Annotated in this window: 25 protein-coding genes; 13 read left to right on the forward strand and 12 right to left on the reverse strand. The window is 67.4% G+C overall.

Features of this window, described 5'->3' with window-relative positions; all coding sequences use genetic code 11:
• Nucleotide 1: 1 nt before the first annotated feature.
• A complete protein-coding gene (locus MHN80_RS11825) occupies nucleotides 2-985 on the reverse strand; it encodes an ABC transporter permease (RefSeq protein ID WP_101820959.1) in 984 nt (327 codons plus the stop codon).
• 15 nt (nucleotides 986-1,000) lie between these two features.
• Entirely contained in the window at nucleotides 1,001-1,390 is a 390-nt protein-coding gene (locus MHN80_RS11830; RefSeq protein ID WP_004019720.1) for an SHOCT domain-containing protein, read from the reverse strand.
• Nucleotides 1,391-1,581: 191 nt separating this feature from the next.
• Here MHN80_RS11830 and MHN80_RS11835 point away from each other — a divergent pair, with 191 nt between their 5' ends.
• Complete coding sequence (locus MHN80_RS11835; protein ID WP_239401856.1) at nucleotides 1,582-2,643, forward strand: LLM class flavin-dependent oxidoreductase; 1,062 nt, start codon at nucleotides 1,582-1,584, stop codon at nucleotides 2,641-2,643.
• Here MHN80_RS11835 and egtD read toward each other — a convergent pair.
• Together egtD and egtB are read right to left on the reverse strand one after the other, a co-directional pair.
• Nucleotides 2,624-3,604, reverse strand: a complete 981-nt coding sequence (gene egtD, locus MHN80_RS11840; RefSeq protein ID WP_239401858.1) for an L-histidine N(alpha)-methyltransferase — start codon at nucleotides 3,602-3,604, stop codon at nucleotides 2,624-2,626. The genes MHN80_RS11835 and egtD overlap by 20 nt on opposite strands.
• Nucleotides 3,601-4,923 carry an ergothioneine biosynthesis protein EgtB gene (gene egtB, locus MHN80_RS11845; protein ID WP_374206347.1) on the reverse strand — a complete coding sequence of 441 codons (1,323 nt, stop codon included), beginning with the start codon at nucleotides 4,921-4,923 and terminating at the stop codon, nucleotides 3,601-3,603. The genes egtD and egtB overlap by 4 nt, the downstream gene beginning before the upstream one ends.
• A gap of 169 nt (nucleotides 4,924-5,092) precedes the next feature.
• Between egtB and MHN80_RS11850 the strand changes: the two genes are divergently transcribed.
• On the forward strand, nucleotides 5,093-5,845 hold the full coding sequence (locus MHN80_RS11850; RefSeq protein ID WP_239401860.1) for a Clp protease N-terminal domain-containing protein: 753 nt from the start codon (nucleotides 5,093-5,095) through the stop codon (nucleotides 5,843-5,845).
• Between the two features lie 121 nt (nucleotides 5,846-5,966).
• Nucleotides 5,967-6,314 carry a cupin domain-containing protein gene (locus MHN80_RS11855; RefSeq protein ID WP_239401862.1) on the forward strand — a complete coding sequence of 116 codons (348 nt, stop codon included), beginning with the start codon at nucleotides 5,967-5,969 and terminating at the stop codon, nucleotides 6,312-6,314.
• A gap of 21 nt (nucleotides 6,315-6,335) precedes the next feature.
• On the opposite strand, the gene MHN80_RS11860 is transcribed toward MHN80_RS11855, so the two are convergent.
• On the reverse strand, nucleotides 6,336-6,833 hold the full coding sequence (locus tag MHN80_RS11860) for a DUF5709 domain-containing protein (RefSeq protein ID WP_239401864.1): 498 nt from the start codon (nucleotides 6,831-6,833) through the stop codon (nucleotides 6,336-6,338).
• 132 nt (nucleotides 6,834-6,965) lie between these two features.
• Here MHN80_RS11860 and MHN80_RS11865 point away from each other — a divergent pair, with 132 nt between their 5' ends.
• Nucleotides 6,966-7,538, forward strand: a complete 573-nt coding sequence (locus MHN80_RS11865) for a hypothetical protein (RefSeq protein ID WP_064570965.1) — start codon at nucleotides 6,966-6,968, stop codon at nucleotides 7,536-7,538.
• Nucleotides 7,539-7,541: 3 nt separating this feature from the next.
• On the opposite strand, the gene MHN80_RS11870 is transcribed toward MHN80_RS11865, so the two are convergent.
• Complete coding sequence (locus MHN80_RS11870; protein WP_004019708.1) at nucleotides 7,542-7,967, reverse strand: DoxX family protein; 426 nt, start codon at nucleotides 7,965-7,967, stop codon at nucleotides 7,542-7,544.
• A 221-nt stretch (nucleotides 7,968-8,188) separates the two neighbouring features.
• Between MHN80_RS11870 and MHN80_RS11875 the strand changes: the two genes are divergently transcribed.
• On the forward strand, nucleotides 8,189-9,556 hold the full coding sequence (locus MHN80_RS11875) for a M1 family metallopeptidase (protein ID WP_239401866.1): 1,368 nt from the start codon (nucleotides 8,189-8,191) through the stop codon (nucleotides 9,554-9,556).
• Nucleotides 9,557-9,563: 7 nt separating this feature from the next.
• On the forward strand, nucleotides 9,564-10,841 hold the full coding sequence (locus MHN80_RS11880; RefSeq protein WP_239401868.1) for a polysaccharide biosynthesis protein: 1,278 nt from the start codon (nucleotides 9,564-9,566) through the stop codon (nucleotides 10,839-10,841).
• Between the two features lie 68 nt (nucleotides 10,842-10,909).
• On the opposite strand, the gene MHN80_RS11885 is transcribed toward MHN80_RS11880, so the two are convergent.
• Nucleotides 10,910-11,764 carry a glycosyltransferase family 2 protein gene (locus MHN80_RS11885; protein WP_239401870.1) on the reverse strand — a complete coding sequence of 285 codons (855 nt, stop codon included), beginning with the start codon at nucleotides 11,762-11,764 and terminating at the stop codon, nucleotides 10,910-10,912.
• Nucleotides 11,765-11,855: 91 nt separating this feature from the next.
• Between MHN80_RS11885 and MHN80_RS11890 the strand changes: the two genes are divergently transcribed.
• Nucleotides 11,856-12,557, forward strand: coding sequence for a glycosyltransferase family 2 protein (locus tag MHN80_RS11890; protein ID WP_004023608.1), 702 nt, complete (start codon nucleotides 11,856-11,858; stop codon nucleotides 12,555-12,557).
• Between the two features lie 7 nt (nucleotides 12,558-12,564).
• A complete protein-coding gene (locus tag MHN80_RS11895; RefSeq protein ID WP_004023609.1) occupies nucleotides 12,565-12,918 on the forward strand; it encodes a DUF2304 domain-containing protein in 354 nt (117 codons plus the stop codon).
• On the opposite strand, the gene MHN80_RS11900 is transcribed toward MHN80_RS11895, so the two are convergent.
• Nucleotides 12,915-13,646, reverse strand: a complete 732-nt coding sequence (locus MHN80_RS11900) for a hypothetical protein (protein WP_239401872.1) — start codon at nucleotides 13,644-13,646, stop codon at nucleotides 12,915-12,917. The genes MHN80_RS11895 and MHN80_RS11900 overlap by 4 nt on opposite strands.
• A 125-nt stretch (nucleotides 13,647-13,771) precedes the next feature.
• On the opposite strand from MHN80_RS11900, the gene MHN80_RS11905 reads away from it, so the two are divergent.
• From MHN80_RS11905 to MHN80_RS11915, 3 genes are all read left to right on the forward strand, one after another.
• Nucleotides 13,772-14,314, forward strand: a complete 543-nt coding sequence (locus MHN80_RS11905; protein WP_004023611.1) for an EXLDI protein — start codon at nucleotides 13,772-13,774, stop codon at nucleotides 14,312-14,314.
• A gap of 201 nt (nucleotides 14,315-14,515) precedes the next feature.
• Nucleotides 14,516-15,451 carry an ABC transporter ATP-binding protein gene (locus tag MHN80_RS11910; protein ID WP_239401874.1) on the forward strand — a complete coding sequence of 312 codons (936 nt, stop codon included), beginning with the start codon at nucleotides 14,516-14,518 and terminating at the stop codon, nucleotides 15,449-15,451.
• A gap of 9 nt (nucleotides 15,452-15,460) precedes the next feature.
• Nucleotides 15,461-16,255, forward strand: a complete 795-nt coding sequence (locus MHN80_RS11915) for an ABC transporter permease (protein WP_064570959.1) — start codon at nucleotides 15,461-15,463, stop codon at nucleotides 16,253-16,255.
• Nucleotides 16,256-16,314: 59 nt separating this feature from the next.
• On the opposite strand, the gene MHN80_RS11920 is transcribed toward MHN80_RS11915, so the two are convergent.
• Together MHN80_RS11920 and rfbA are read right to left on the reverse strand one after the other, a co-directional pair.
• A complete protein-coding gene (locus MHN80_RS11920; RefSeq protein ID WP_239401876.1) occupies nucleotides 16,315-16,932 on the reverse strand; it encodes a dTDP-4-dehydrorhamnose 3,5-epimerase family protein in 618 nt (205 codons plus the stop codon).
• 15 nt (nucleotides 16,933-16,947) lie between these two features.
• On the reverse strand, nucleotides 16,948-17,823 hold the full coding sequence (rfbA, locus tag MHN80_RS11925; protein ID WP_239401878.1) for a glucose-1-phosphate thymidylyltransferase RfbA: 876 nt from the start codon (nucleotides 17,821-17,823) through the stop codon (nucleotides 16,948-16,950).
• A 132-nt stretch (nucleotides 17,824-17,955) separates the two neighbouring features.
• Between rfbA and rfbB the strand changes: the two genes are divergently transcribed.
• Nucleotides 17,956-18,960 carry a dTDP-glucose 4,6-dehydratase gene (gene rfbB, locus MHN80_RS11930; RefSeq protein ID WP_239401880.1) on the forward strand — a complete coding sequence of 335 codons (1,005 nt, stop codon included), beginning with the start codon at nucleotides 17,956-17,958 and terminating at the stop codon, nucleotides 18,958-18,960.
• 48 nt (nucleotides 18,961-19,008) lie between these two features.
• Nucleotides 19,009-20,028: a UDP-glucose 4-epimerase GalE gene (galE, locus tag MHN80_RS11935; protein ID WP_004022136.1), complete on the forward strand. Its 1,020-nt coding sequence runs from the start codon at nucleotides 19,009-19,011 to the stop codon at nucleotides 20,026-20,028.
• A 19-nt stretch (nucleotides 20,029-20,047) separates the two neighbouring features.
• Here the strand turns inward: galE and MHN80_RS11940 are convergent, their stop codons facing one another.
• On the reverse strand, nucleotides 20,048-20,884 hold the full coding sequence (locus MHN80_RS11940) for a hydrolase (RefSeq protein WP_239401882.1): 837 nt from the start codon (nucleotides 20,882-20,884) through the stop codon (nucleotides 20,048-20,050).
• A 66-nt stretch (nucleotides 20,885-20,950) separates the two neighbouring features.
• Nucleotides 20,951-23,029, reverse strand: coding sequence for a DUF6541 family protein (locus MHN80_RS11945; protein WP_239401884.1), 2,079 nt, complete (start codon nucleotides 23,027-23,029; stop codon nucleotides 20,951-20,953).
• Between the last annotated feature and the right edge of the window lie 27 nt (nucleotides 23,030-23,056).

Raw genomic sequence — 23,056 nt, forward strand, 5'->3', positions numbered from 1 at the left:
GTCAGTTCACCCGCACCCTCGGATCCAGATAGACGACTGCCAGGTCCGCCAGAATGGCGCCGACGGCCGTCGCGAGGGCACCGAAGGCGGCCACCGCCACGACGCCGTGGACGTCGTTGGTGTTGATCGATGTCACGAAGTAGCGTCCCATGCCCTCCCACCCGAAGATGGTCTCGGTGAGTACGGCGCCGGTGAACACCGCCGGGATGGCGAAGGCGACACCCACCGCGACGGGGATGATGGCCGTGCGCAGGGCATGCCGACGGACCGCGACGCCGCGGGTGAGCCCCTTGGCACGTGCGGTCCGGACGTAATCGGCGTTCACGGTGTCGAGCACCAGGGATCGCTGCAGCAGGTGCAGGCCGGCGTACTGCACGATCACGAGCGTGATGGTCGGCAAGATGAGGTGCTGGAGGCGGTCGAAGAGCACCGGGAAGAAGCCGTCGATGTCGATGCTCGACGCGCCCGAGACGTAGACGACCGTGTGTCCGACACCCTGATTGAGTGAGATCGCGGCCAGCACGATCCCGAGGCCCACCACGGGGACCGGCAGGTTGATGGCCGCGATCGAGATGAACTGCCACACCCGGTCGGACACCTTGTACTGCCGGAGGGCGGTGTACACGCCCAGGGCGATTCCTGCGATCGTCGAGAGCACGGTGGCCGCTGCGAGGAGTTGCACGGACGAGACCAGCCGGAAACCGATCTCGGAGTTGACGCTCTCACCGACGGGGGTGGAGCCCCAGTTCCAGTGGAGCAGAATCCCGGACAGCCAGTTCCACCATCTCTCCACGAGAGGTGTCTTGTCGTTCAGGTTGTAGGTCTCGAGCGAGGCGTCGACCACGCTCTCCGGCAACGGCGGTCGCCGGAGAGCGTAGTTCGACCGCGGATCGAGAAACCACGTCGCGAGAAAGTAGGTCAGATTGGTCGCGACGAACACCAGTGCGGCCCACGTGACGATGCGCCTGCACAGGTATCCGATCACTCCCGCCCCCGGCGGTCAGGCAGCGCCGCTGAGAGCCTTGTTCTTCAGGTGTTCGTACTCCTGAGGCGTGATGGCTCCCGAATCGAGGAGCGACTTGGCCTCGGTGATCTGCTGGGTCGGCGAGGTACCGGCGACGGACTTGATGTACTCGTCGGAGGCCTGCTTCGCCTGGCTGTAGGCCTCACGCTGACGCTCGGCCATCCCCTTGCCCTTGGCCAGCAGGTACACGATGGCGGTGAGGTATGGGAAGACGATCAGGAAGATCACCCACGCCGCCTTCTGCCAGCCCGAGGCGGCCTTGTCCCGGAACAGGTCGCTGATGATGTGCCACAGGACGATCAGATAGGCGACGAACGCGAAGATGACGATCGTGTACCAGATGAAGTCCCAGAATGAATCCCACATCGGAGTGTCTCCCTTGTCTAGAAGAATCGGCGTGTTCTCGCCGAGCACATGAACCGATATGAGCATTGCACAGCACCGGGCCGGACACCTTGACGAACTGGAAAGATGTCCGTGAAATCGTGTGGGAGGACAGTGCGGGCGCGACTCCTCCGACCACGCGCCCGTTCGATCATCAACCCGCGAAGGGCGACATGAACTCTCACACTGCGGTCTCCGGCGTCGAACTCGGGCTCGACACGTTCGGGGACATCACCGCCGACGCCGACGGCACCCGGCGTTCCGGCGCCCAGACGCTCCGCGATCTGCTCGAGCAGGCCGTACTCGCCGACGAGGTGGGCGTCGACTTCCTCGGTGTCGGTGAGCATCACCGGGACGACTACGCGGTGTCGGCACCCGAGGTCGTGCTCGGCGCGATCGCGGCGCGCACCACCCGGATGCGCTTGGGTTCGGCGGTGACCGTGCTCAGCTCCGATGATCCGATCCGCGTCTTCCAGCGATTCGCGACGGTCGACGCCCTGTCGTCGGGACGAGCGGAGGTGATTCTCGGTCGCGGATCGTTCACCGAGTCGTTCCCGCTGTTCGGATTCGACCTCTCCGACTACGAGGAGTTGTTCAGCGACAAACTCGCCCTGTTCGCCGAACTGCGCACCGGCCGACCCGTGTCGTGGTCGGGTTCGACGCGCGGACCGCTGCAGGCGCAGGCGGTCTACCCCGAACTCGAGAACCCACCCCTGCCGACCTGGATCGCCGTCGGCGGCAGCCCCGAATCGGTGGTGCGCGCCGCGTCGTACGGGCTGCCCCTCATGCTCGCGATCATCGGCGGCGACCCGCTTCGGTTCCAGCCGTACGTCGACCTCTACCACCGCGCCCTGCGCGAGATGGACAAGTCCCCGTTGCCCGTCGGCGTGCATTCGCCGGGCCATGTCGCCGAGACCGACGCCCAGGCACGCGACGAGTTGTGGCCGCATTACCGCGAATACGTCGGTCGCATCGGCCGCGAGCGCGGGTGGCCGCCGCCCACGCACATCGAGTTCGAACGCTCGACCGGACCGGGGGGCTCGCTCTACGTCGGGTCACCCGAGACGGTCGCGCGCAAGATCGCATCCACCGTCCGCGCACTGGGTGTGAGCCGCTTCGATCTGAAGTACTCGCACGGGACACTCGGCCATGCCGAACTGATGCGGAGCATCGAGTTGTACGGGACGCAGGTCATCCCGCGCGTGCGGGAACTGCTCAGCGCCGAGTCAGGGTGAGCTGAAAATCCCCGGCCGGGTCGGTCCAGGTCGCCTCGACGGTCAGGCCGGACGCCTCGAGTTCGCTCTGCAGCGCACCGGGTTCGAACTTGGTGCTGATCTCGGTGTGGATCTCCGTCCCCGCGGGCACCCGCCATGACCGGCCGAGCGCTCCGAAGTAGGCATCGACGTCACGTCGGGCGCGCAACCACATCTCGATGCGGTGCTCGTCGGGATTCCAGCGCGCGATGTGCTCGAAGTCGTCGACGTAGAGCCCGCGCGCATCGAGCCCGGTGCGCAGCACCTCGATCATGTTGCGGTTGAAATCCGCTGTGACACCCGCCCGGTCGTCGTACGCGGCCACCAGACGCCCGGTGTCCTTGATGAGGTCGGTGCCGAGCAGGAAGTAGTCACCGGGCGCGAGTGACGCCGCGAGCCGTCGGTAGAACCCGGCGCGGTCGTCGGGTACGAAGTTCCCGATGGTGCCCCCGAGGAACACCGCGAGCCGAGGCCCATCCGCCGCGGGCAGCTCGAGATCCGGTTCGGTGAAATCGGCGACGACCGGCACGACGTCGATCCCGGGATAGTCGGCCGAGAGCACTTCCGCAGTGGTGGTGAGCATCTCGGTGCTCACATCGACCGGAACGTAGGTCAGGCGCCGATCGGTGCCCATCGCGGCGTCGAACGCGTCGAGCAACAGGCGCGTCTTCGTCGACGTGCCCGATCCGAGTTCGACGATGACCGCCGCCCCGGTCGTCGCCGCGATCTCCGCGGATCGTGCACGGAGGATGGCGGTCTCGCGGCGCGTCGGGTAGTACTCGTCCAGCCGCGTGATCTCGTCGAACAGCTTGCTGCCCCGCTCGTCGTAGAGCCACTTGGTCGGCAGGGTCGGCGGGTTCTGCCACAGGCCCGACAATGCGTCGGCGGCAAGACCGCTGGTGGTGGTCCCGGAATCGACGCTCGCGTCGCTGTCGAGGGTCATCGGGCGAGTCGCAGCCCCGAGAAGACCCAGCGCGACTGTGCCGGGAAGAAGTTCCGGTAGGTGATCCGCTCGTGGCCGACCGGGGTCACCGCACCGGCACCGCGCAGCACGTGCTGATCGGACATGAACTTGCCGTTGTACTCCCCCACCGCTCCGTTGGCCGGCACGAAACCCGGGTACGGGAGGTAGGCGCTCGCGGTCCACTCCCAGACGTCGCCGACCATTGCAGCACCCGCGCGACCGGGGTGACACCGCTGCGGATCGAGGAGAATTCCGCGTTCGTCGCCCAGCGACGCCGCGGCGATCTCCCACTCGAACTCGGTGGGCAATCGTGCGCCCGCCCATCGCGCGTACGCGTCGGCCTCGTAGAACGAGACATGCAGCACGGGCTCGTCGAGGACGATCGGGCGTCGTCCGGACAGCGTGTAGGTGGTCCACTCCGCGTCCCGGCCGGTGGACCCGGCCCCGGCCTCGTTCCGCCAGTAACCCGGGGCGTCCCAGCCGGTCTCGCGGATCCTCGCCCAGCCGTCGGACAACCAGAACTCGGCACGGCGGTAGCCGTCGTCGGCCATGAACTCCAGCCAGTCCGCATTCGTCACGGCGCGGTCGGCGATCTCGAAGTCCTCCAGGTAGACGCGGTGCCGGGGCCCCTCGTTGTCATAGGAGAACCCGTTGCCCAGAGCACCGACCTCCTGGACGCCGCCGTCGAATCGCCGCCAGCCCAGCGGTTTCGACGTGCCCGGTTCGTCCGGTTCGCGATCGATGTACACCGGGGCGAACACGTTCGTGGAGAACAGATGCTTGATGTCCATGAGCAGAAGCTCCTGGTGCTGCTGCTCGTGATTGCACCCCAGCTCGACGAGCTCGAGGGTCGCGTCGTCCAGAGTCCCGCTCTCGAGCCGATCGACCATGGCAGCGTCGACGTGTTCGCGGTAGCGGGTCACGTCGCGCACTCCGGGCCTGGTGACCAGGCCTCGATCGGGGCGCGGATGTCGTTCTCCGACAGCCTCGTAGTAGCTGTTGAACAGGTAACGGAAGGACTCGTCGTAGACCCGGTATCCGGGATCCTGCCGGAGGATGAACTCCTCGAAGAACCAGGTCACATGTGCCCGATGCCATTTCGCGGGACTGGCCTCGGTCATCGACTGCGGCGTTTGATCCTCGGGTGACAGCCTCGATGCCAACGTGTCGGTCAGCGCACGGACATCGACGAACCGCTGGGCGGCGTCGGTGCGCGAGTTCTGGGTCGGCGACGCCGCGCCGTTCACGGGTACGTCATGCGAGGACTCGGGACGGATCGACGGTTCGGTGATGCTCACTGGAATCCTCCGTGGCAAGAAGGGAGTCGCCGGCGACGTCTTCGCCGATCTCCGCATCCATCGTCACGACGGTTTCCGATCCTGTCAACGAACGCGGCCAAACGCCCCGGTCGCCGCGGTTCGTCAACCAAGGGTTGACGGGGATCGGTCGTCAACCTATGGTTGACGCATGCCTGATACACCTGTCACCATCCGTCTCGACGACCTCATCACCGCGATCCGAAAAGTCCACGACGACCCGCTGGATCAGCTGTCGGACGCCGTCCTCGCCGCCCAGCATCTCGGCGACGTGGCCGACAGCCTGATCGGCCATTTCGTCGACCAGGCACGACGCTCCGGCGCGTCCTGGACATCGATCGGCGCCAGCATGGGGGTGAGCAAACAGGCCGCCCAGAAGCGGTTCGTCGACCGGGTGTCGACGGCGAGCAGCGACGAGGCCCCCGCCGACGACAACCCGTTCTCGCGCTTCACCCCACGCGCGGCGAACGTTCTCATGGCTGCCAACGCAAGCGCGGCCGCCGACCGGGCCGAACACGTGACCCCCGCCCATATCGCGCGGTCCCTCACCGCCGAGCCGACGTCTCTCGTCTTCGTGGTGTTGTCCGAGTTCGGTGTCGACGCAGCCGCGTGGACGACCGCGATCACACCGCTGGTGCCGAGTCCGCGGGACATCCCCGACGCGGAGGCCACCAGCGTGGTGCCCTATGACGAGGCGGCCAAGGCGGTACTCGAGTCGACCGTGGGCGTCGCGGTCGAGCTGGGCCACAACTACATCGGCACCGAACACCTGCTTCTCGGCATGTTCGCCGATGACGGCCTGGCCGGCGCGCTCGGCGGACTGGGGCTGACCCCCGAAGCAATTCGGGGGAAGATCGTCGAGGCGCTCGCGCAGGTCATGGAGCAGACGCCGCCGTCCGATTAGCGCACGGTTCAGGTCCGAGGGAACGACTGCGCCGCAACGCTTTCCTCCAATCGCTTCGGGGTCCGACGGGTGGTGGAGTTCTCGGCGAGACCAAGCGAGCGTCCGGCATTAGCATGCGTTCATGGGTCACGTCATCGTCCACGCATCCGCGGTACCTGCCGGCCACGGCCCGCATCCGGCAGCCAGCCCGTTCGACCGGCGCATCAGCGAGGCCCTCGACGTCACGGCTTTCGAGGTCTACCAGGTGGAGCTCCCACCGGGCGCCGAAACGGTCGACCACGATCACATCGACGATCGCAACGATGACGTCTACGCCGTCATCGCGGGCAGCGGCTGGGTCGTCGTCGACGACGAACCGACGCCGATCGCGCCAGGCCAGTTCATCTCCGTCGATCTGCAGACCCGCCGTCGCCTACGCGCCGGACCCGACGGGCTGACCGTCATCGCCGTCTGCGCCGAACAGCGCTGAGGAGAAGGGTTGTGGACGCCCCTACTCCGGGCTGTCCGAGATGTAGTGCACGGCAGCCTCTTCCGCGGAGGCCCCGGCTCCGTCGATCCCGGCGTCCTCGGCGACCGCCTCGGCCTCGGTGTCGATGCCGGAGCCCGCATCCGGGGCGATCAGCCGACCCGCTCGGGTATCCCCGACCTCGTCGTCTTCTTCGAAGTCTTCGTCGCGGTCGGAATCATGTGCGCGCCAATCGGTCCGAGAACGTTCCTCGGCGGTGATCTCATCCAGCGGGTCCACCGCCCCGACGTCGGGCTCCTCCTCGGCGAGCCTCTCGTCGAGCGTCTCTCCCTCGGCCTGCTCGCGGGAGGTCAGCCCGTGCACCGCACCCTTGGGCTCGTAGTCGGGCGGTGAGTACCCCTCGTCGAGGACGTCGTCGACCCCGCGGTCGTCGAGGGTGTCCTCGGGCTGGAGCTGATCGTCCTCGTCGAGGCTGTACTCGCCGTCCGAGCCCTCGGGGGTACTACCGATGTCGTCCTTCATCCTTGCCACGATGCCAGCCCGTCGGTTGCTCCGCCAGGCGCGCAGGTGCGTGGGTCCTTTGAGTGCTGCGACCGCCGCCCGGTTCGGCGAAACGAGCCATGGTGGATCGCGCTATCGGCGACAATCACAAAGGTGATCGAGGAAATGCAGGCCGAGGCCCAGGCGCTGCTCTCGGCCGGTGAATACGACCACGCGCTGGCCGAGTTCTCCGTGCTCCGCGAGATCAGGTCGCGCCGTGAGGGACCCTATTCGGTGATGTACCTGTCCAATCTGCACGACTGCGTCCGGTGCATGTCTCACCTCATGCTGTGGTCCGACGCCAGTCATCTGTGTCGTGAGTTGCACGGCAAGTACGTGCGCACGCACGGCCGGGCCGAGGCCGACACGGTGGATGTCGCGAAGCACTGGGCCTGGGCGCTCGTGCACCTCCACGAGTACCCACCGGCCGTCCGCTTGTATCTGCTCACCGCCGACGCGCTGTGGGAATCCGATCCGGGCCAGGCGCAACGCCTCCTCGGCGCGGCGGTCATCCACCGGCACGACACCGATCCCCTCGCCCTGCTCTCGCCCGGACTCATCGACGGCGTCGGCCTCCGTCACGCGGAGGAGGAACGCGAGACGATCGCACGACTCGTGGCCGCCCTCGCCGACACCGGCGCGGTGTCCACGAGCACGGCCACCATCGACGGCCTGGCTTTCGCCTGAGTCTCAGACGACGTCTCGGCGTCGTCGCCGCATGATGTAGCTGTCGGCGCCCATCCGGCCCGCCGACGTGTACCCGACCGCCAGCAGGCCCGCGATCAGCGCCAGCGGCCACTCGTAACCGCCGTCCATGTTCCAGAACCCGGCGTCCCAGTGCACGAAGACGATCGCACCGATCATGTCCGCGATCAGCAGGGTCGCGACGATCGGCAGCAGCAGTCCGAGGATCAGCAGGATGCCGCCGATCAGCTCGACCCAGGTGGCGTAATAGGCCGCCAGCTCCGGGTAGGGCACGTCCATCCCGCCGGGCCCGAAGGCCACCTTGGTGGCATCCATACCCTGCGTGAACAGCTTCTGCCAACCGTGGGCGATGAAGATGATGCCGAGTATCAGGCGCGCGAGAAACTGCGCCACACTACCGAATCCGCTCATTCCGCACTCCTCGAATCGATCGGGCGGGCCGGTTGCGCCGCCGCCAGGTACTCTCTCAGTGTCCGGGACAGCATCGCCCCGTCGCGGGTGAACTGCAGAATCGAGACATCACCACCCAACCGCAACCGCTTCGTGACCGGTCGCAGCGCGTCGCCGACGCGACTCGTCGAAGCGCGTGACCGCACGTCAGCCCGCCGGGCAGAACGGAGTAGGAGTCGAGAGTGCCGGGAAAGTTTGGGCTGGGTTCACGGGGCAATTCCGGGCAACCAGTGTTGGGAGCACCCGCCGACGTCCTCGATCCCTACCTGCCCGACAACGGCAATCTGGGGTATCGGATCTCCCGATACGACCTGGAGCTCGAATACAAGGTCGCCAGCAACCGGCTCGAGGGCACCGCGATCCTGACCGCGACGTCGTACGCCGAGCTCAAACGCTTCACCCTCGACCTGGCGAGTTCGCTCTCGGTGCACCGGGTGTCGGTGAACGACAAGCGCGCCCGCTACTCGCACCGGAACCACAAGCTGACCATCACGCCGGACACTCCGCTCCCCCCGGGTGGAGCCATGACCGTCACGGTCCGGTACCACGGCAGCCCCCACCCGATCCGCGGCCCGTGGGGCGAGGTCGGCTGGGAGGAACTGACCGACGGTGCGCTCTGCGCGAACCAACCCAACGGGGCGGCATCGTGGTTCCCGTGCGATGACCACCCGAGCGCCAAGGCGCCGTACCGGATCTCGATCACCACCGACAGTCCCTACCACGCGCTGGCGAACGGCGTGCTGGAGTCCAAACGTGTCCGCGCCGCGCACACCACCTGGGTGTACGAGCAGGTGGAACCGATGCCCACCTACCTGGCGTCGATCCAGATCGGCCAGTACAAACAGATCTCGTTGACGTCCAAGCCGATTCCGGTCTCGGGTCTTGTTCCCGCGCGCCTCGAGGAGAACTTCGGCATCGACTTCGGCAAGCAGACCGAGATGGTCTCGGCGTTCATCGAGATGTTCGGGCCCTATCCCTTCCCGCTGTACACCGTCGTCGTGACCGATGACGAGCTCGAGATCCCCATCGAGGCACAGAGTTTCTCCACCTTCGGCGCGAACCACTGTGACGGCAGCCGGCATGCCGAGCGGTTGATCGCCCACGAACTCGCACATCAGTGGTTCGGCAACTCGGTGACCGCGGCCCGGTGGCGCGACATCTGGCTCCACGAGGGTTTCGCCTGTTACGCCGAATGGCTGTGGAGTCAGCACTCGGGTGGCCGGAGCGCCGACGAGTGGGCGCGTCACTACTACGCGAAACTCGAATCGTCCCCGGTCCGTGTGCCACTCGCCGATCCCGGCCCTCGCAAGATGTTCGACGACTGGATCTACAAGCGCGGCGCACTCACCCTGCACGCACTGCGGCTGACCCTCGGCGACGGAGACTTCTTCGCACTCTTGCAGCGATGGACCGACAAGCACCGCTACGGCTCGGTGACCACCGAGGACTTCATGGCGCTCGCCGCGACCCAGTCGTCGACGCCACTCAAGCAACTCTGGGACGACTGGCTGTTCACGCCCGAACTGCCGCCGTTCCCTGGTCCCTCCTGACCGTTCGATGACGCCCGATCCGACGACGCCGGGTCCCGACCCGAGTGCGGCGGTCCCGTCCGGTGACATGTCCGCCCGTTCGCTGGGTCGGGTCACGATCGCGACGGTTGTCGCGGCCGCGTCGGGATATGCCGTCATGCTCTTGGCGGCCCGCCATCTCGGCGCCGTCGGTTATGGCGTGTTCGCCGTGTTCTGGGCCGCGTATGGGCTGGTGACCGGCGCGCAGAACGGACAGCTGCAGGAGACCACCCGAACGGTGCGAACCGCGGCGTCGGAGGGCCTCGCCCGGTCGCGGCCGCTGCTGGTGAACACGGGCATCGGTGTGGGCCTCGCCGTTCTCGTCCTGGTGTCGTCACCGCTGTGGAGCGGCCGGGTGTTCACCGCGGACCGCGGACTGTCGGTGCTGCTGCTCGCCGTGGGCGTGGCGAGCTTCGCGGTCTACGCCCACCTGTGTGGCGCATTGTCGGGACGACTGAACTGGTCGTCGTTCGCGATGTTGTTGTCGATCGACGCGCTGATCCGGCTCGCCGGTGCCGGGATCGTGGTGGCAGCCGGCTGGGGCACCACCGCGTTCCTCGTCGTCACCGTCATCGGTTCCGTGTCGTGGTGCGTGGTCCTGACGGTCTCGGCGACAGCCCGCCGCGCGATCGGCGTTGCCGGCGACATCCCGCCTCGGAGCCTGACGGTCAACACCCTGACCGCGATGGCCGCCGCAGCGGCGAGTGCCGTCCTCGTCATGGGGTTCCCGGTCCTCATCAACCTCACCACCGACCTGCGCGGCGGGTCCGACGCCGACGACACCCGGACGATCGGCGCACTGATCCTCGCCGTCACCCTGACGCGCGCGCCGCTGCTGGTGCCGCTCAACAGCTTTCAGGGTGTTCTGATCTCGCGATTCGTCGATGGCCGGGACCGTCGGCTCGCCTCGCTCGGTGTCCCACTCGGGATCGTCGCCGCGGTCGGCGGGGTGGGGGTCCTCGCCGCGTGGCTGCTCGATCCGTGGTTGCTGAGGTCGGTGTTCGGGGCTGATTTCGATCTCGACGGGCTGGTCGTGGCCGCCCTGACACTCGGCGCGACCTGCCTGGCGCTGCTGACGGTGACCGGCGCCGCCGCGATCGCCGCGGGCGCCCACCGCTGGTATGCGGCCGGTTGGTGGGTGGCGACCCTCGTGGCGGTTGCGATGCTCCTGCTGCCGTTCGACGTCGCGGCCCGGACCTGCGTCGCCCTCGTCGTCGGTCCGCTGATCGGGCTCGGTGTGCATCTCGTCGGGGTCCTGCGGGCCTGACCCTTCGTGACGCTCGCAAGCTCGCTCCTCAGGGAGCAGGGGGTCTGTCGTCGAGGAGCGGCGCGCTCCTAGCTCGCGGACGAACCCCGCAATCGGCCGATGCCCGCCCCGACGCGAGCGGAGAGGTGGTTCAGCCTCGACGTCGCGTGCCATCTCGCGGCGCGCGCCGCCTTCGGCCAGCCGCGCGCCTCGCAACGCTGCGCTTCGTCGGCGAAGAATCGGTTCTCCTCGGCGAACCGCCGACCGTCGACGGCCTGCACGGAACTCACCGAGGCGCGGTGCCTGCGGTAGGAGAAGACGACCTCCGGGTCGTAGACCAGTGATCCGTCGGCGCTCGCGAGGTCGACGAGAAGAGCGAGATCGAGGACGATCTCGAGTCCGGGCCGGAATCCGACCTCGCGCACGGCGGCGGTCCGCCACAACAGGGACGGGAAATAGGTCCAGTTGCCGTGGTACAGCGAGGTGGCCAGCCGTTCCCCGGACAGCACGGTCGCCCGCGGCGGCGCGAGAACCGACTTGATCCGGTCGCCGAGCGGCGTGACCGGTTGCCCGTTCTCGTCGATGACGTCGACGCCGGGCGCGATGACCGCGGCATCGGGGTGGTGGCGGGCCAACGTACGGACGGTGGCGAGGTAGGCACGGTGCATCACGTCGTCGCACCCCATGACCACGAACCAGTCGGCGGTGACCAGCTCGACGCAGCGCCGGAAGTTCCCGTTCACACCGAGGTTGGTCTCGTTGCGGAGGTACTGGACCCGGGCGTCACCGAGCGACTCCAGCCAGTGCCGCGGCGTCGGATCCGGGTAGCAGTCGTCGACGACGACGAGCCGGAGGTCCGGGTCGTCTTGGTCGAGCACACTGGTGACGGCTTGCCGGAACTGGGCGACGTCGCCGTAGAACGGCATCATCACGTCGATCGTCACCGGACAAGACTAACCAGGCCCGATCACCTCGCGACCCCCGAGGCGTGCCGGGCGGCAGGCACCGCGCGGAAGCGGGTTAGGGTTGTTGACCATGGCCGACCCCAGTACCAACGCCGACGTGTGGCTGGTGGTACCCGTTTTCAACGAGGGCCAGGTGATTCGCGAGGTGGCGGCCAAGGCCCGCGAGACGTTCCCCAACATCGTCTGCGTCGACGACGGCAGTTCGGACAACTCGGCCGAGGAGATCCGGGCCGCAGGCGTGCATCTGGTGCGCCACCCCGTGAACCTCGGTCAGGGCGCCGCCATCCAGACCGGCGTCGAATATGCGCGTCGCCGGCCGGGGGCCCGGTTCTTCGTGACGTTCGATGCCGACGGCCAGCATCAGGTCGACGACGTCTCGGCGATGATCGAGCGGTTGCGACGCGAGCCGGTCGACATCATCGTCGGAACCCGCTTCGCCGACGGCCGAAGCGAGTCGGTTCCGTTGCTGCGCCGAATGGCGTTGCGCACCATCGTGTTCCTGAGCCCGCGCACCCGTCGCCTCGGATTGTCCGACGCGCACAACGGGCTTCGCGCTTTCAACAAGACCGTGGCCGATGAGCTCGATCTCCTCATGAGCGGGATGAGCCACGCGTCGGAGTTCATCGCGCTGATCGATCACCACCGGTGGCGGGTGGCCGAACAACCGGTGACGATCCTCTACACCGACTATTCGCGCGCGAAGGGTCAGTCGCTGATCAACGGGGTCAACATCGTCGCCGACGGACTCTTTCACACCCGGATGAGGAAGTGAGGCCTCGATGATCTGGTTCCAGATTCTCGCGATCCTCGGTCTGGTCGCGCTCGTCGGTTTCTTCGTGGTGAACCGCGGAACGGCTCGCGCATCAGCGGGTGTCAAGCTGCTGTTCGTCGCGTTCATCGGATTCGGCCTCTACGCGATGTTGCGTCAGGACGATGTCACCTGGGTCGCCAACAAGATCGGCATCCAGCGCGGCCTCGACCTGGTGCTGTTCCTGTTGGTCATCGCGTTCGCGTTCACCACGGTGTCGACGTATCTGCGGTTCCGCGATCTCGAGGTCAAATACGCGCGACTGGCCCGCGCCATCGCGCTGCAGGACGCCGAGCGGGAGCACCGGGGCGGACCAGGCGACTAGCGTCCGACCGTCACCTCCTGAGCCGTTGCATCCGCCGACACGGGTTGTTCGTTGTCATCATCGACGGCAGAACGCCTTACGGTCGTGGCCACCTGAAACATGCCGGCGACGATGGAGGCGTACAGAACGAGCTCGCCGAAGTTGCCGAGCCAGAGAACCGACATACCGGCCGCCGCGGTGACCAGCATCGTGACCGACCCGATGAGCAGCCAGCACGATCGGGCCTGACGCCAGGCGGACACACCGATCGCGATGAGCAGCAGCACGGTGCCCAACGCCGGGATCGGCGGGCCGGCAGCCGCCGCGTTGGCGTACCGCAGCGCGTCACCGTCAGTCTCCGGCGTCAGATCCAGCGCCACGAACAGTTCGACGATCCCGACGACCACGAGCGCGGCGACCAGGAGGGCCCCGACAACGACGACCGAGCGGCGCCACCGAACTCCCAGACGCCAGACCAGGATCGCCGCGGCCACCACGATCAGCGGGGTCATCAGACCGTGAATCCAGAAGCGCGGCAGGTTGATCGCGTGGAGCACGTCGCCGAATCCGACCATGCGTCCGACCGCGACCGCGACATTGTCGAACGTCAGCGCAACCCCGAGGAGGACCACGAGCCAGGTCACCGCCCCGCACGATCTCCTCAGGTGGAGCGCACACGCGGTCAACGCGATCATCCCCAGCCCTATCGCGGCCATGATCGCCGAATTTCCCAACAGTTCCGAGAGCATCCGCTCGCCACCTCCCAACACTCAGCCTACTGAACGATTCGGAGACCCGAGGCCGGCGGACGGGTCGCCCGAGGAGCTTCGCATTCACCCTTGCGTCTACGTATACATCTACTTATAGTTGGCGCATGCCCAACAAGACCATCTACGTCTCCGACGAGGACATCAAGGTCCTCGAACGCGCTCAACAGGTGTCGGGGGGCAACCTCTCCGGCGCGGTCGTCGAAGCGTTGCGCGCCTACGTCCGAGCGGCCGATTACCGCGACGCGGGCTACGAGGAGGTGGTTCTGCGGGACGGACCCGACGGCGTCCGACGCAAGCGATTCTTCGGTCGACTCTTGGCCGAGGAGACCGAGTACGACGAGGCCACCGGCAACGCGACGAAATTGAGCTCCTACGAGGGCCGCACGGGCAAGATCGTCCTCGCGGTCCACCACGTCGACTGGATGAACTACGGGGTGACACATCGGCAGAAGACCGGCAACTGGCTGAAGGATCTGACCGGCCTGCCCAGCGTCCGCAGCCTGTTCACCGCCGACCTCCCCGACTGGGGCGACTACCGCGTCGACATCGTCGACACCGCCGAGCAACTCAAACCTCTTGTCCCCGAGCGGTTCTACGCGCGCACCGCAGCCGCCCTCCGACCCGAGGTCGAAGACCTGGACGTGTGACAGTCGAAGACCTGGACGTGTGACAGTCGAAGACCCTTCGTGACGCTTCGCTCCTCAGGGAGCAGGGGTAATCCCACCCGACCGACCCGCTAGCACAACCGAGCACTTCCGACGACGTCCATCAGGGACGGTCGTCTACCCATCTATGCATATATGCGCATGTGTTTATTCATCGTTCCATCCACCGTAGGGAGCACGATCATGACAACGACCGCCATCCGCGCCACCGGACTCACGAAGTCTTTCGGCGATCACACCGTCCTGGACGGGATCGACCTCGAGGTACCCGCAGGCAGCGTCTTTGCGCTGCTCGGTCCCAACGGATCGGGCAAAACGACCACGGTCAAGATCCTGTCCACGCTGTCGCACCCGGACGACGGGGAGGTGGAGATTGCCGGCCTCGATCCGCGCACCGACCGCACGGAGATCTGCGCACAGATCGGTCTGACCGGTCAGTTCGCCGCGGTCGACACACTGCTGACCGGACGAGAGAACCTCACCATGGTTGCCCGGTTGCGGCACCTGTCGAGGACGGCGGCCCGTGAACGGGTCGACCGACTGCTCGCCGACTTCGACCTCACCGAGGCCGCCGACCGTCGGGTCGCCGAGTACTCCGGCGGCATGACCAGGCGCCTCGACCTGGCCATGACGCTGGTGGGCGAACCAGCGATCATCTTTCTCGACGAGCCGACGACCGGACTCGACCCACGGTCTCGTCGCACGGTGTGGGACACCGTCCGCGGCCTTGTCGCCGGCGGCACGACCATCTTCCTCACCACGCAGTACCTGGAGGAGGCCGACCATCTCGCCGACCGCATTGCCGTGCTCGACCGGGGCCGGATCGTGGCCGAGGGCACGGCCGCCGAACTGAAACGACTCGTCCCCGGCGGGTACATCCGGATCGACTTCACCGACGCCGACGACCTCGAACGGGCGCGGGTCCGCTTCCCATCGGCGGTGGACACCCCGGGCGAGAACACCCTCGCCGTGCCGGGGGGTGCCGACATCGGCGCGGTCCGGGACGTCCTGTCCACCCTCGACGAAGCGAACATCGACGCCTCCGGGATCTCGGTGCACACACCGGATCTCGACGACGTCTTCCTCACCATCACCGGCCGCGCCGCCGCCACCAACTAAGGAGAAGCCATGACCACCACGCTCGACCACACCCTGTCGGACTCCGCTGTGATGGTGCGACGCAATCTGATCCGATTGCGGCGTTATCCCACCATGATGTTCTCGACGATCGCCATGCCGGTGGTGATCCTGCTGATGATGACCTACTTCTTCGGCGGTGCCATCGAGAGCGCACTGTCCGCGGACGGCCCGATCGACGGAAAGTACATCAACTATCTGCTGCCCGGCCTGCTCCTCTTCGTGCCGTCGTTCCTGACGGTGGCGGTGGCTGTCTCGGTCAACCAGGACGTCACCGAGGGCATCATCAACCGGTTGCGATCGCTGGCCACTCCGCCGACGGCGATCCTGGCAGGACACTTCGTCGGCGCCCTGATCCAGGGTGTCGTCGCGGTCTGCTTCCTGTTGGCGGTGGCCTTCGCACTCGGATTCCGCGCCGACGCAAGCCTTCTCGACTGGTTCGCGGCCGGCGGTCTACTCCTGCTGCTGACCGCGGGCCTGGTGTGGATCGCGGTTGCCATGGGCGTCGTCGCGCCGAACCCCGAGAGTGCCAGCAACATGCCCTTGCCGTTGCTGTTCCTGCCCTACCTGGGCAGTGGGCTGGTCCCGACCGACAGCATGCCGAACGGCGTCCGCCAGTTCGCCGAGTACCAGCCGTTCAGTCCGATCGCCGACACGCTTCGCGGACTCCTCATGGGTCTCGACATCAGCGATCGCTGGCCGTGGGCGCTGGGCTGGTGTGTGGTGTTCCTGGTCGTCGGTTACTTCTGGGCGGTCACCGCCTTCCGGCGGTCGACCAACGGCTGACTTCCGCCCGCCCCGGCACGTGTACGGCCACGCCGTACACGTTTCGGCGTTCGGACGCCTCAGCTACGTCGGGCCCGCAGGAACTCGGCCACCTCGTCGTAAACCGGGAGCAGGCCCGACTCACGTGCCTCGGAAAGCCCCGGCGCAGCGGTGTCCTTCGGGGAGAGTTCGAATTCCAGGGGTGAACCGTCGCGTGCCCGCGTCGGCCAGTCGATGGCGAGCTCGGGATCGAGCGGATTGATGCCGTGTTCACCGGTCGGGTTGTAACCGGTGGAGCAGAGGTAGGTCACGGTCGAGTTGTCGGCGAGGGCACAGAACGCGTGTCCGAGTCCCTCTGCGAGGTAGACCGCCCGGCGGTCGACATCGTCGAGCAGGACGGTGTCGTACGCACCGAAAGTGGTTGAGCCGACCCTGATGTCGACGATGACATCGAGGATCGCACCGCTGGGGCAGGTGACGTACTTGGCCTGTCCCGGCGGGACGTCGGCGAAGTGGACACCGCGGAGGACGCCGGCGGCCGACACCGAGAGGTTCACCTGCGCGAGGTCGAAGCGGTGCCCGATGGCCTCGGCCAGCACATCGGCCTTGAACGCCTCCGCGAACAACCCCCGGGCGTCGCCGTGCTGGACCGGCGTGAACTCCCAGGCACCCTCGATGGCGAGTGGGCGGACCTTCATGAGAAGCCTTTCGCGTCAGAAACCCTTGCCACGCTGAAGGAGCTCCAGCAGGTAGTCACCGTAACCCGACTTGCGCAATGTGTCGGCCCGAGCCCGCAGCTCATCGTCGTCCAGATAACCCTGGCGCCAGGCGATCTCTTCCGGGACAGCGATTTTCAGGCCTTGCCGTTGTTCGACGGTGCGCACGAAGTTGCCGGCGTCGAGCAGGCTGTCGAACGTTCCGGTGTCGAGCCAGGCCGTCCCGCGGGGCAGCACGGTGACCGACAGTTTGCCGCGGTCGAGGTAGTGCGCGTTGACGTCGGTGATCTCGTATTCGCCGCGGGCGCTGGGCTTCAGGTCACGGGCGATGTCGACGACGTCGTTGTCGTAGAAGTACAGACCGGGCACCGCGAAGTTCGACTTCGGGTCGGCGGGCTTTTCTTCCAGCGAGATGGCGGTGCCGTCGGCGTCGAAGTCGACGACGCCGTAGGCCTCCGGGTTGGCCACCCAGTAGGCGAAGACCGCACCGCCGTCGACGTTCTCGAAACCCTGCAGCCGGCTGCCGAGACCGGGGCCGTAGAAGATGTTGTCGCCGAGCACGAGTGCGACCGACTCGGACCCGATGTGCTCGGCGCCGAGGACGAAGGCCTGGGCGAGGCCGTCGGGCGAGTGCTGGGTCTTGTAGGTCAGGTTGATGCCGAACTGGTCCCCGTTGCCGAGCAGGTTCTCGAAGGCCGGGGCGTCGTGCGGGGTGGTGATGATCAGGATGTCGCGGATGCCGGCCAGCATGAGCGTCGAGAGCGGGAAGTAGATCATCGGTTTGTCGTAGACCGGGACGAGCTGTTTGCTCACCCCCTGCGTGATGGGGTGAAGCCGGGTGCCCGTACCGCCGGCCAGGATGATCCCTTTCATGGCGATCAGGGTAATGCCCGACACCCTTCGCGACGCCAGGTGCGTCGTGCCACCATGCGTTCACCCGGGACGCCCGCACCGGCTGCTCGGTAGAGTGACGGCGTCCACCGACCTCGACGAAAGGCGTCGCACGTGCGTGTTCTCGTGACCGGGGGTGCCGGGTTCATCGGCGCCAACTTCGTGCTGCGCACGCTGGCCACCCGCCCCGACACCTCGATCCGGGTACTGGACAAACTCACCTACGCCGCCAACCCCGACACCCTCGCCCCGGTCGCCGACCGCGTCGAACTCGTCGAGGGCGACATCACCGACGCCGCCCTCGTCGACCGCCTGGTCGCCGAGGCCGACCTCGTCGTGCACTTCGCCGCCGAATCCCACAACGACAACTCCCTGGCCGACCCGTCGGCCTTCGTCACCACCAACCTCGTGGGCACCTACACCCTGCTCGAAGCCGTCCGCACCCACCAGGTGCGCTACCACCACATCAGCACCGACGAGGTCTACGGCGACCTCGACCTCGACGACCCCGCCCGCTTCACCGAGACCACCGCCTACAACCCGTCGAGCCCCTACTCCTCGACCAAGGCCGGCAGCGACCTCCTCGTCCGCGCCTGGGTCCGCTCCTTCGGCGTCGCCGCGACCATCTCCAACTGCTCCAACAACTACGGCCCCTACCAGCACATCGAGAAGTTCATCCCCCGCCAGATCACCAACGTGCTCTCCGGTGTGCGCCCCAAGCTCTACGGCGACGGCCGCAACATCCGTGACTGGATCCATGTCGACGACCACAACGACGCCGTCTGGACCATCATCGACCGCGGTCGGATCGGTGAGACCTACCTCATCGGCGCCGACGGCGAAGTCGACAACCGCACCGTCGTGGAGACCATCCTCGAACTCCTCGACCAGCCCACCGACGCCTTCGACTTCGTCACCGACCGCCCCGGCCACGACCGCCGCTACGCCATCGACTCCACCCGCCTGCGCACCGAACTCGGCTGGACCCCCTCCTACCTCGACTTCCGCGCCGGCCTGGCCGCCACCATCGACTGGTACCGCGACCACGCCGCCTGGTGGCAACCCACCAAAGAATCAGTCGAACAGAAATACGCCGCCACCGAACGCGTCACCGGCTGACACGACACGCGTGGCCCATTCCCAGGGTCGCCGCATACGGTGGTGGTCATGCGCGTACTCGTGAGCGGCGGCGCGGGCTACATCGGCTCGCACACCGTCGTCCAATTGGTCTCCGCCGGACACGACGTGGTCATCGTCGACGATTTCAGCAATGCCAAACCGACTGTCGTCGGTCGGCTCGAGGCGCTGACCGAGCGTTCCATCCCGGTGCACGCCTTCGACCTCGCCGACGTCGACAAGACCGAACACTTCTTCGCCCACGAGGACATCGACGCGGTCATCCACTTCGCGGGGTACAAGGCGGTCGGCGAGTCGGTGGCCAAACCGCTCGACTACTACCAGAACAACCTCGGCACCACCTTCGCGCTGCTCCGCGCGATGGAGCGCCACGACGTGCACACGCTGGTGTTCTCGTCCTCGGCGACGGTCTACGGTGCCGAGCCCGAACTGCCGATGACCGAGGATCTGCCCACGTCGGCGACCAACCCGTACGGCTGGACCAAGGTGATGATCGAGCAGATCCTGCGCGACGTCGCCGCGAGTTCGGATCTGTGGCGTATCGCGGCGCTGCGCTACTTCAACCCCGTGGGCGCTCACCCGAGCGGGACGATCGGCGAGGACCCGTCGGGCATCCCCAACAACCTCATGCCGTTCGTCGCGCAGGTCGCGGTCGGCCGGCGCGAGAAGTTGTCGGTGTTCGGCGACGACTACGACACCCCGGACGGAACCGGTGTCCGCGACTACATCCACGTCGACGACCTGGCCGCGGGTCACGTCGCCGCGCTCGACCGGATCAGCACCGGAGGGGCCGGCATGTCGACGTGGAATCTCGGTACGGGCCAGGGCGTCTCGGTCCTCGAGGTCGTGCACGCGTTCGAGCGGGCCAGCGGCCGACCCATCCCCTACGAGGTCGCTCCCCGTCGTGCCGGTGACATCGCCGCGTCCTACGCCGACCCGACTCGGGCGAACGCCGACCTGGGCTGGCACGCCGACAAGACCATCGACGACATGTGCGCGGACACCTGGCGGTGGCAGTCGGGCAATCCGAAGGGGTACCCGGACGCCTGAGGCGGTCCCCGGCCCCCGCTCACGCGGGCGTGTGCGGGTCGTCGGGGTCGACGATCTCGTCTGTCGCCCAGCCGATGTAGCGCCGGGCGGAGGTTTCGACGACGCCGCGGGCGTCGTGGTCGATCACGACGCCGAACGCGTCATAGAGCCGGTCGAACCGGAGTTCACCGATACGGTCGGCGATCTGGCGGACGAGCCGCGGCGACAGCGGAATCATGTTCGGGTAGCTGCGCATGAAGGTGACCATGCCCGGTTGCATCACACCCTTGACGGTGTCGCCGGTCAGGATCGCGCCCCGCCCGTTCGCGGCGTCGGGTAGATGGAGGACCGCGCTCCCGGGAAAGTGCCCACCGCACCGGACGAGTCGCACCCCGCCGGGAAGATCAGCCGTGTCGGTCCAGAATTCGATCACCGGGTCCGGGCGGGTCACCCAGCGTCGGTCGAAGTCGTTGTAGTACACGGGGACACGACCGAATCGATGACTGAGCGACACACTCGCGCCGACGAGGTGCGGGTGGCTGGCGGCGACGGCGGCGAGCCCGCCGTGCCGTTCGAGCCACTCGACCAGCGCGGGCCCGATGAACCCCGGTGGCTCCCACAGGATGTTCCCGTCGGACGTGGCGATCACGAAGCCGCGCTGCCCGATCCCGACCGACGGACGCACCGTCAGCGCGGTCAGGCCGGATTCCACCTCGTCGGTGGTCAGTGCGTTGTCGGCGGTCTCGTCCAACGGCATGAAACCCGGTCCGCTCTCCGGGAGCCACTGCCGGTCGTCGTCGCAGATCGGGCACATCGCGGGCGGGTTCTCGCCCGGCGGGAACTCGTTGGCGCAGAAGACACACATCCAGGGCCGCATGTGTCGACGCTAGACCCCATCACCCGCGCGGTGTCGGGGATCGGCGCCGCGGCCGGGGCAGGGCGATCAGGGTGCGGGCGGCGGATAGACCAGGTCGTTGACGCGGTAGATCACGGCGTCGCCGCGGCGGAACACCTCGGTCAGTCCGGGCGCACCGTTCTGCCGTAGCGACAGGAACGGGTCCCCCTGGTGACCCCGCGAGGGATCGGGCATGCCGCGCTGGAACTCCCAGTAGCTCGGCGGCGAGTCGATGACGTAGTGCACGTTCATGTCTCGCACGATCTGGTCGATCGCCGGGTCGGCGCCGATCTTCGACACACCCCAGAACACGTCACGCTGCCGCTCCGAGAACTCGTTCGCTCGATAGAACGGGAACATGGGTGTGACCCCGGTGACCGGGTAGAGCCAGCCGGTCCCCTGGTCGAGGTTGTTCAGGACGAGCACGTCCTGGGCATCGGGTTGCGACGCCAGCCATGCGTAGGCGGCGAGGTCGTCGGGGCCTACGTACTTGCCGCCCCGCTCCTTCGACGCGATCTGCGCATTCGGCGGATAGCGGACGACGGCGGCGCCGGCGATCAGCGCCAGCAGCACCACATACGTCGCGGCCACCACCCAGCCCGCCTTCCCCGACGTCGTCTCGCCCGGTGCCCGGCCCTCGGCCTGATCAGTTACCGCGCGGCGTCGGACGAGGCCGGCCAGGCCCAGCGCGAGAGCGCCGATCGCCATGCCGGCGGCCGCCGCCGAGATGATCGCGACGACGAACGTGAGGCGATGCGGCGAGTTGTAGAAGTACCCGCCGATCACCCCGAGGGGCGCCGACAGCGGGCCGAGAGACACCATGGCGTTGGCGGTGACCAGCGCGAACACGAACCACGCGGCGAGCCCGGCCCAGCACCGCGACCAGGCCAGCGCGATCAGGCCCAGCAGGGTGACGGCGATCAGCGGCCACACCGGGAAGTGATCGAGTTCGAGCGGGATCGTCCCGTTGAACGCGCCTTTGACAAGTCCGTCGAGGACGCCGATCGTGTCCTCGCGGAAGTCGAAGAACGGGAGCTCGTTGGTGTCGGCGACCCGGATGGTGCCCAGCACCACCGGCGCGATGAGGACCAGTGTCAGCACGGCCGTCACCGCCAGGGCCGCGAGGTCACGCAGGCGCCCGGCAACCGGCCGCCACAGACCCTCGCACAGCCACCAGAGGCCGACGATCACACCGACGACGATGAGACCGGACGGGTGCGTGGCGGTCACACCGGCAACGGCAAGCGCGGCGGGCAACACACGGGAGCGGTCCGAGACGACGCTCATCACGAGCACGGCGGCCACCGGCGCCAGGCTGACGCCCACCGCATTGGGCACGGAGGTCAGCTGGATCTCGACGTACGGCAGCGACGGGAACAGCGCGCTCAGCGCTCCCGCCGTGCCGGCGATGAAGGCGGCCGAGTCGACGTCGTAGCGGTGCCGCGCGAACCAGTAGGCCAGCGACGCGACACCGAGCGGCACGGTGACCGCAAGCACCGCAGGCGAATACGTGTTGTAGAGCTCCACCGGGTCGGCGCCGGTCAGCGGAAACAGCAGCGCGCCCAGCGCATGCCAGGTGTTCGGGTAGTAGTTGAAGCCCCGGGTGTCGTAGTTCATCAGCTCGCCCATACGCATGGCCGAGCCGATGCCCGTCTCGTGGATCCAGCGCAGAGAACTGGCGTGCCACAACGAGTCCCACACCTGCGAGATGTTGCCGAGACCCGCGAACGCGGTGTTCACGATCGGCCGGATACAGGTGACGGCGATGACGATGCCCCCGAGTGCGAGGCCCGCGGCGACCCGCAGCACCGCCGTGCGGCCCACCCGGGGTTCACCGGTGTCCTCGGATGGCGGCGCCAGCCGTCTGCCCCGGCGCGTGAGCAGCAGCGCCGAATAGATCCAGGCGCCGGCGACCGCGAAGACCAGGCCGACGAGCGCCGACACCCCGTTCCACTCGAAGCCGACGATCGAGTACAGCACCGTCAGGATCGAGACGAGAGCGAAGGTGATGGGCGGGCCGGCGGCCAGCGCGACCGGCCACGGGAGGTTCATCCGCCGGCCGACGAGCGCGCCCGGCACGATCAGCACGAGCGCCGACACCACGACGACCCATGCCCCAAGCATCATCGCCCGCGCCTTTCCACACTCACCCGC

The organism is Gordonia sp. McavH-238-E, assembly GCF_022348225.1.
Classification (GTDB): Bacteria; Actinomycetota; Actinomycetes; order Mycobacteriales; family Mycobacteriaceae; genus Gordonia; species Gordonia terrae.